Origin of the sequence: Asanoa hainanensis (genome assembly GCF_900188485.1) — a bacterium.
In the GTDB taxonomy this organism is placed as follows: domain Bacteria; phylum Actinomycetota; class Actinomycetes; order Mycobacteriales; family Micromonosporaceae; genus Asanoa; species Asanoa hainanensis.
This window is the reverse complement of record NZ_FZPH01000037.1, coordinates 20,038-27,037: the sequence shown is the minus strand read 5'-3', so window position 1 is coordinate 27,037 and position 7,000 is coordinate 20,038. Positions and strand designations below refer to the sequence as shown.

Here is a 7,000-nt window from a genome sequence, read left to right as displayed (position 1 = left end):
CCAGAGACAGAGCACCCCTACCAGTCACCTCGACCAAGCCTGGCCGGGCCACGGTCGTAACACCATCCTCAACAAGTAGCCGGGGACCGCTCGCTCCGCTTCGCTGCCAGGTCCGCGGTGCACGACCACCCGCCGCTCGCGCAACTACCGCCTGCGGGGGTCGGCGGCGACGGGGTCGCCGACGGCTACCTGGGTCGGCCCACACCGACCGCGGACCGGTTCCGGGCCGACCCGCCGTCGGTCAGATTGATCCGCGGACGGCATGGCGTAGCGTGGGTCGATCTTGGTCCAGCACGGCGCAAAGAGGTGACAGGATGGCGGACGGCCCACCGAACGGTCTGCCGCGGTATCGCGTGCTCACCGGACCCGACGACGAGAGCTTCTGCCGCCGCGTCAGCGAGGTGCTCGATCTCGGCTTCCAGCTCCACGGCAGTCCGACCGTGACCTTCAACGGCGAGAACGTCATCGTGGCTCAAGCCTTGGTCTGGCCGGACGTCTGAGAACGCTCGGGCCAGGGATGACGGCTGCCCGAATGCTGGCCGTGGTCCGCACCTCGTCCTGATCCCGACGCACGACGACCGGGTGACCGACCGCTCCGCGGGCTGCCCACGCCCGGGCGGCACCCGCCACCAGGCGCCCAGCCGGGCAGCATCGCCACCAGGCGCCCAGCCGAGCGGCACCGCCACCAGGCGCCCAGCCGGGCGGCACCGCAGTCGCCGCGCGGGGTTCGGACGGAAAACCGCTGGAACCCCGCGCGACCGCGGATCGTCGCCGGCGGCGGGGTCAGTCGCCGACGTAGGCCGCCAGGTGTTCGCCGGTCAGGGTCGATCGGGCCTTGACCAGCTCGGCCGGCGTGCCCTCGAAGACGACCAGGCCGCCGTCGTGGCCGGCTCCTGGGCCCAGGTCGATGAGCCAGTCCGCGTGGGCCATGACCGCCTGGTGGTGTTCGATGACGATGACCGACTTGCCGGCGTCGACCAGGCGGTCCAGCAGGCCCAGCAGTTGCTCGACGTCGGCCAGGTGCAGGCCTGTGGTCGGCTCGTCGAGGATGTAGACGCCGCCCTTTTCGCCCATGTGGGTGGCTAGTTTGAGGCGTTGGCGCTCGCCGCCCGACAAGGTGGTCAGGGGCTGGCCCAGGCGCAGGTAGCCCAGCCCCACGTCGGCCAGGCGGTCCAGGATCTTGTGGGCCGCCGGGGTGTTGGCCTCGCCCGTCGAGAAGAACTCCTCCGCCTCGGTCACCGACATCGCCAGGACCTCGCTGATGTCGCGGCCGCCCAGGTGGTATTCGAGGACCGACGCCTGGAAGCGCTTGCCCTCGCATTCCTCGCAGGTCGACTCGACCGTGGCCATGACGCCGAGATCGGTGTAGATCACGCCGGCGCCGTTGCACGTCGGGCACGCGCCTTCGGAGTTGGCGCTGAACAGGGCCGGCTTGACGCCGTTGGCCTTCGCGAACGCCTTGCGGATCGGCTCCAGCAGCCCCGTGTAGGTCGCCGGGTTGCTGCGGCGCGACCCGCGGATGCCGGTCTGGTCGATGGTGACCACGCCGTCGCCACCGGACACCGAGCCGTGGATCAGCGAGCTCTTGCCCGAGCCGGCCACGCCGGTCACCACGACCAGCACCCCGAGCGGGATGTCGACGGACACGTCGCGCAGGTTGTGGGTGTTCGCCCCGCGGACCGGCAGTGTTCCGGACGGCTCGCGCACGGAAGGCTTCAAGGAAGCCCGGTCGTCGAGGTGGCGGCCCGTCAGCGTGGACGACGCGCGCAACCCGTCGAGCGACCCCTCGAAGACCACCTCGCCGCCGAAGCTGCCGGCCCCCGGGCCGAGGTCGACCACGTGGTCGGCGATCGCGATCGTCTCGGGCTTGTGCTCGACGACGAGCACCGTGTTGCCCTTGTCGCGCAGGCGTAGGAGCAGGTCGTTCATCCGCGCGATGTCGTGGGGGTGCAGGCCGATCGTCGGCTCGTCGAAGACATAGGTGACGTCGGTCAGCGCGGAACCCAGGTGCCGGATCATCTTGGTGCGCTGCGCCTCGCCGCCGGACAACGTGCCGGCCGGCCGGTCGAGCGAGAGGTAGCCCAGGCCGATCTCGGCGAAGGAGTCGAGGAGGTGCTGCAGCCCCGCGAGCAGGGGCGCCACCGAGGGCTCGTCGAGGTCGCGGATCCAGTCGGCCAGGTCGCTGATCTGCATCGCGCAGACGTCGGCGATGTTCTTCCCCTTGATCTTCGACGAGCGCGCCTCGGGGGCCAGCCGGGTGCCCTCGCACTCGGGGCAGGTCTGGAACGTGACCGCCCGCTCCACGAACGCGCGCAGGTGCGGCTGGAGGGCGTCGACGTCCTTAGACAAGATCGACTTCTGGACCTTCGGGATCAACCCCTCGTACGTCAGGTTGATCCCGTCGACCTTGATCTTGGTCGGCTCCTTGTGCAGGAGGTCGTGCAGCTCGCGCTTGTTGTATTTGGCGATCGGCTTGTCCGGGTCGAAGAAGCCGGAGCTGCGGAAGATCCGCCCGTACCAGCCCTCCATGCTGTAGCCCGGCACCGTGAGCGCGCCCTCGTTGAGCGACAGGCTGGCGTCGTAGAGCGCGGTCAGGTCGAAGTCGGTGACCGAGCCCATGCCCTCGCAGCGCGGGCACATGCCGCCGAGCCGGTTGAAGGTCGCCTTCTCCGCCTTGGTCTTGCCGCCACGCTCGACGGTGATCGCCCCACTGGCCCGCACCGACGGCACATTGAACGAGTAGGCGTTGGGAGAGCCGATGTGCGGCTTGCCGAGCCGACTGAACAGGATGCGCAGCATCGCGTTGGCATCGGTCGCGGTGCCGACCGTCGAGCGCGGATTGGCACCCATCCGCTCCTGGTCGACGATGATCGCGGTGGTCAGCCCGTCGAGCAGGTCGACCTCGGGCCGCGCCAGATTGGGCATGAACCCCTGCACGAACGCGCTGTAGGTCTCGTTGATCATCCGCTGCGACTCGGCCGCGATCGTGCCGAAGACCAGCGAGCTCTTGCCCGAGCCGGAGACCCCGGTGAACACCGTCAGCCGGCGCTTCGGGATCTCGATCGTCACGTCCTTGAGGTTGTTCTCGCGCGCGCCTTGCACGCGGATCAGGTCGTGACTGTCGGCGACGTGCTGCGACCGCGGGGCCGTGCTCATCGTGTCTCCATCCTCAGGCGGGTGGTGTGGGCTCGGGCAGGTAGTCAAGGTACCCGTGGGGTACGACACCCCACGGGGCACCGAGCCGTCAGCTGTCCTGGACCAGACCGAGCACGTTGCCGTCGGGGTCGGTGAAGGTAGCCACCCGCCGGCCGGGGCCGACCTCCCGCGGGGCCTCGTTCACCGCGGCACCGGCGGCGGTGACCTCGGCCAGCTTCGCCTCGATGTCGTCCACGTGCCAGTAGGCGACGGGCCCGGCCGTCGTCCGCCCCGGCACCAGCCCGATGTGCTGGCCTTCGACGTCGTAGCCGACGTAGTAGGGCGCGTCCGCCTGCGGCTCGATGCCGAGCAGGGCGGTGTAGACCTCCTTGGCCTTGGCCAGGTCGGAAACGGGGTGCAGCACGGTCTTGATCCCCTGGGTGGAACTCATCGTCACTCCTGACGTCGTCGTTCGGTTCGCCTCCGACGCTAACCGCGCCACCCCGACCAGGGCTTCTCGAATCCTGACCGGTCCGCCCGCCCACTCACGAACGGGTGAGGCCCCGATCTTGAAGATCAAGATCCGGTCCCGGGTCCGCGGTGGTCCGGACCGCCGCTCCCGCCGGGGACCGCTCCACTTCGTTCCGCTGCCAGGCCCGCGCTCCACAACCAGAACCGTGTTCCGGCCGCTTTGCTCTGCACCCATATACGCAACACCCTCGCTGACCTGCGGTGCGTATATGGGTGCAGAGCAAAGCCTCCAGAAGACGCACCGTGTTCCCTGCGCCCGGGACTGGTACTCGCGGCAGTTCCGCGACCGCCTCATCGGCGACGCGACCTGGCGCACAGGCCCGTAGTGCGTTGCGAGGGCCCCGCAGCGGGGCGGGCGGTTACGCGACCTGGATGATGTCGCCGGAGGCGAGATACGAGTCGGAGCCCAGCCACAGTCTGGTCACGCCGCGCATGCCGAGCGAGGTGGCGATCTCGGGGCACGCCAGCTTGCGGATCAAGCGCAAACCCAACACGCCGACGGCGACGCCGGAACGCGGAAACCATCCGCAACAGCCCAGCGCGCCGCCAACCGACCTCGACGACCCAGCCTGCGGGTCCGGGCCAGCCCCTGCCTTGCGGGCTGGGCCGGCCTAGTGGGCGGTGGTGGTACTTACGGCGGGCCGGCCACAGCGTTAGCCGGCGTCGACCTGGCGATACCGGCGGGCTCGGTGCGCGGGCTGCACGAGGACTTCGTGCCGGCACCGGAACGCCACCGGCCACCACGCCGGATCGAGCCCGCATTGCGGAGGCGCGCACCGAGCGCTGGACGAGTAGTCCGAAGTACCCGCCGCGTCGGATGCATGACGACGATCCCGACGCAGGTGATCTGGACAAGTGAGTTCTGGCAGGTCCCGCGCCGCGGGCGCGCGTGTCGCAGGGTCTCGATGACTGCCTCGTGTCGTGCTCTCACGACGGCCACAGCCGAACGGAAACCGCGTCGCTCGTGATCGTGTGCGGCTCAACGAGCAGCTGCACCATCGACCGCATGATCGGGTGCGGCTGGTCTGGTTGCCGCACGGCGTGTCGACCAGATCAGCCACACCCGATCACTCACGACCCCGCCGATCTCCCAGATGCCGCGCACCCGATCACGGCCAGCCTCGGCGTCCGCCGGATCCGGTCCACCTTTCGCAGGGCGTCCCGAATCGGGGCGCCGCTGCCGAACGCGATCAGCGTGCCCGCAGACACCGATCGACTTCGGGCTTACTCGTGTAGGCCGACTTTCGTATCTTGGGTCGAAGCGAGGCGGAGTCCAGGTCGCCTGGGTCGGCGACGGCTTCGCCCGGATGACGGCCTAGCGGACGCGGGTGCTTCTGGGAGGGCTTCGCGCAGGCCGGCGATCCGGTCGGGGGCAAATACCGGCGCTGGAGAACCTGGTGCCGCCGATTCCCAGCGAGATCGTGCTGACGCTCGGCGGGTTCCGGGCCAACCAGGGCCGGGTATCCGGGTTAAGGTGCCGCGCAGCCAGGCGACCCATGGGCCCGCCGCAACCTGGCACCGGATACGAACCCGGGGCCATTGGGTTCGTGACGGGAAGGTCGCATCCCTGATCGATGAGGTCACCAAACTCGGGACCGCCGCCAAGTCCACGCCTGAGCCGGCCGACGACGGCCGGCCCACAAAGATGATGAGGCGAGGCGTCCAGCCGCCGCACGGCCGTGCCTTGGACGTGCTGTCCCACGACGGGCCCGCCGACGGGTGAGGCCCGGTTCCCGCCTTAGCGGGGACCGGGCCTCGGCCGTTCGTGGTGTCAGGCGACGCCGAGGTAGGCGTCCTTGACCGCGGGGTCGTTCAGGAGCTCGCGGCCGCTGCCTTCCTTCACGATCTTGCCGGTTTCCAGCACGTACGCCCGGTGGGCTCGGGACAGTGCCTGCTGGGCGTTCTGCTCGACCAGGAGGATGGTCGTGCCGTCGCGCTCGTTGATCTCCGTGATGATTTCGAAGATCTGTTGGATCAGCATCGGGGCCAGGCCCATCGAGGGCTCGTCGAGCAGCAGCAGCTTGGGGCGGCTCATCAGGGCCCGTCCCACCGCCAGCATCTGCTGCTCACCGCCGGACAGCGTGCCGCCCGGCTGTTTGAAGCGCTCGCGCAACCGCGGGAACAGCTCCAGGACGTGCTCCAGGTCCTTGGCGATGTTCGCGGAGTCGCGGCGGGTGTAGGCGCCCATCTCCAGGTTGTCCTTCACCGACATGCCGGGGAAAACGCCCCGGCCTTCCGGTGACTGACAAATTCCTTGGATGACCCGGAGGTCGGCGCGCATCCGGGTGATGTCGACGCCGTCGAAGCGGATGCGGCCGCTGGCGATCGCGCGCAGGCCCGAGACCGCTCGCATCGTCGTGGTCTTGCCCGCGCCGTTCGCGCCGATCAGGGCCACGATCTCGCCCTGGTCGACGTTGACGGAGATGCCGTGGAGCGCCTGGATCCGCCCGTACAGCAGCGTGATGTTGTCGATCTCAAGCAGCATCTGCGGGCACCCCCAGGTAAGCCGCGATCACCTTCGGATCCTCGCGGACCTCGGCCGGCGAACCCTCGGCGATCTTCTTGCCGAACTCGAGCACCACGATCCGGTCGGTGACGCCCATGACCAGGCGCATGTCGTGCTCGATGAGCAGCACGGTCACGCCGGTGTCGCGGATGTCGCGGATGAGCTGGAGCAGCGAGTCCTTCTCGGCCGGGTTGAAGCCGGCCGCCGGCTCGTCGAGGCAGAGCATCGTCGGCTTCGTCGCCAGCGCGCGGGCGATCTCGAGCCGGCGCTGTTCGCCGTAGGAGAGGTTGCGGGCCGCCTCCTCGTGCCGGCTGATGCCGACGAAGTCGAGCAGCTCGCGGGACCGCTCCCGGCCGCTGCGCTCCTCCTGCCAGTAGCGCGGCAGGCGCAGCAGTGCGCTGGGCACGCTGGTCTTGTGGTGCGCGTCGGCACCGACCATGACGTTCTCCAGTGCGGTCATCTCAGGGAACAGCCGGATGTTCTGGAACGTCCGGGCGATGCCCATCTTGGTGATCTTGTAGCGGGCGCGGCCGCTCAGCTTCTGGCCCTGGAACCGGATCTCGCCCGAGGTCGGGGTGTAGACGCCGGTCATGGCGTTGAAGCAGGTGGTCTTGCCGGCACCGTTCGGGCCGATCAGACCGAGGATCTCGCCCTTGTACAGCGTGAAGTTGACCTTGTCGAGGGCGACGACGCCGCCGAAGCGGAGCGTCACGTCGTCGACCTCGAGCAGGGCCTCGCGCCCAGCCACGGAAGGCGAAGGCGACACCGGCTCACCCGTCGGCGGCTCGGCCGGCACGCCGACCGTCGTGCGGGCATCGGGCGCCGCGT

At 69.4% G+C, this 7,000-nt stretch carries 5 protein-coding genes; 1 reads left to right on the top strand and 4 read right to left on the bottom strand.

Annotated elements, in window-relative coordinates; genetic code table 11:
* Nucleotides 1-314 precede the first annotated feature (314 nt).
* Nucleotides 315-500: a DUF1737 domain-containing protein gene (locus CHC05_RS40370; protein WP_089256186.1), complete on the top strand. Its 186-nt coding sequence runs from the start codon at nucleotides 315-317 to the stop codon at nucleotides 498-500.
* 283 nt (nucleotides 501-783) lie between these two features.
* Here CHC05_RS40370 and CHC05_RS40365 read toward each other — a convergent pair whose 3' ends face one another.
* From CHC05_RS40365 to CHC05_RS40350, 4 genes are all read right to left on the bottom strand, one after another.
* Nucleotides 784-3,156 carry an ATP-binding cassette domain-containing protein gene (locus CHC05_RS40365; protein WP_089256184.1) on the bottom strand — a complete coding sequence of 791 codons (2,373 nt, stop codon included), beginning with the start codon at nucleotides 3,154-3,156 and terminating at the stop codon, nucleotides 784-786.
* 88 nt (nucleotides 3,157-3,244) lie between these two features.
* Nucleotides 3,245-3,586, bottom strand: coding sequence for a VOC family protein (locus CHC05_RS40360; protein WP_089256193.1), 342 nt, complete (start codon nucleotides 3,584-3,586; stop codon nucleotides 3,245-3,247).
* A 1,851-nt stretch (nucleotides 3,587-5,437) separates the two neighbouring features.
* Nucleotides 5,438-6,151, bottom strand: a complete 714-nt coding sequence (locus CHC05_RS40355; RefSeq protein ID WP_089256182.1) for an ABC transporter ATP-binding protein — start codon at nucleotides 6,149-6,151, stop codon at nucleotides 5,438-5,440.
* Complete coding sequence (locus CHC05_RS40350; RefSeq protein ID WP_089256191.1) at nucleotides 6,141-6,938, bottom strand: ABC transporter ATP-binding protein; 798 nt, start codon at nucleotides 6,936-6,938, stop codon at nucleotides 6,141-6,143. The genes CHC05_RS40355 and CHC05_RS40350 overlap by 11 nt, the downstream gene beginning before the upstream one ends.
* Nucleotides 6,939-7,000 lie beyond the last annotated feature (62 nt).

Bases quoted from the DNA above. Each gene is read 5' to 3' on its own strand.
- CHC05_RS40360 (WP_089256193.1), bottom strand. From the start codon at position 3,586: ATGAGTTCCACCCAGGGGATCAAGACCGTGCTGCACCCCGTTTCCGAC.
- CHC05_RS40355 (WP_089256182.1), bottom strand. From the start codon at position 6,151: ATGCTGCTTGAGATCGACAACATCACGCTGCTGTACGGGCGGATCCAG.
- CHC05_RS40365 (WP_089256184.1), bottom strand. From the start codon at position 3,156: ATGAGCACGGCCCCGCGGTCGCAGCACGTCGCCGACAGTCACGACCTG.
- CHC05_RS40370 (WP_089256186.1), top strand. From the start codon at position 315: ATGGCGGACGGCCCACCGAACGGTCTGCCGCGGTATCGCGTGCTCACC.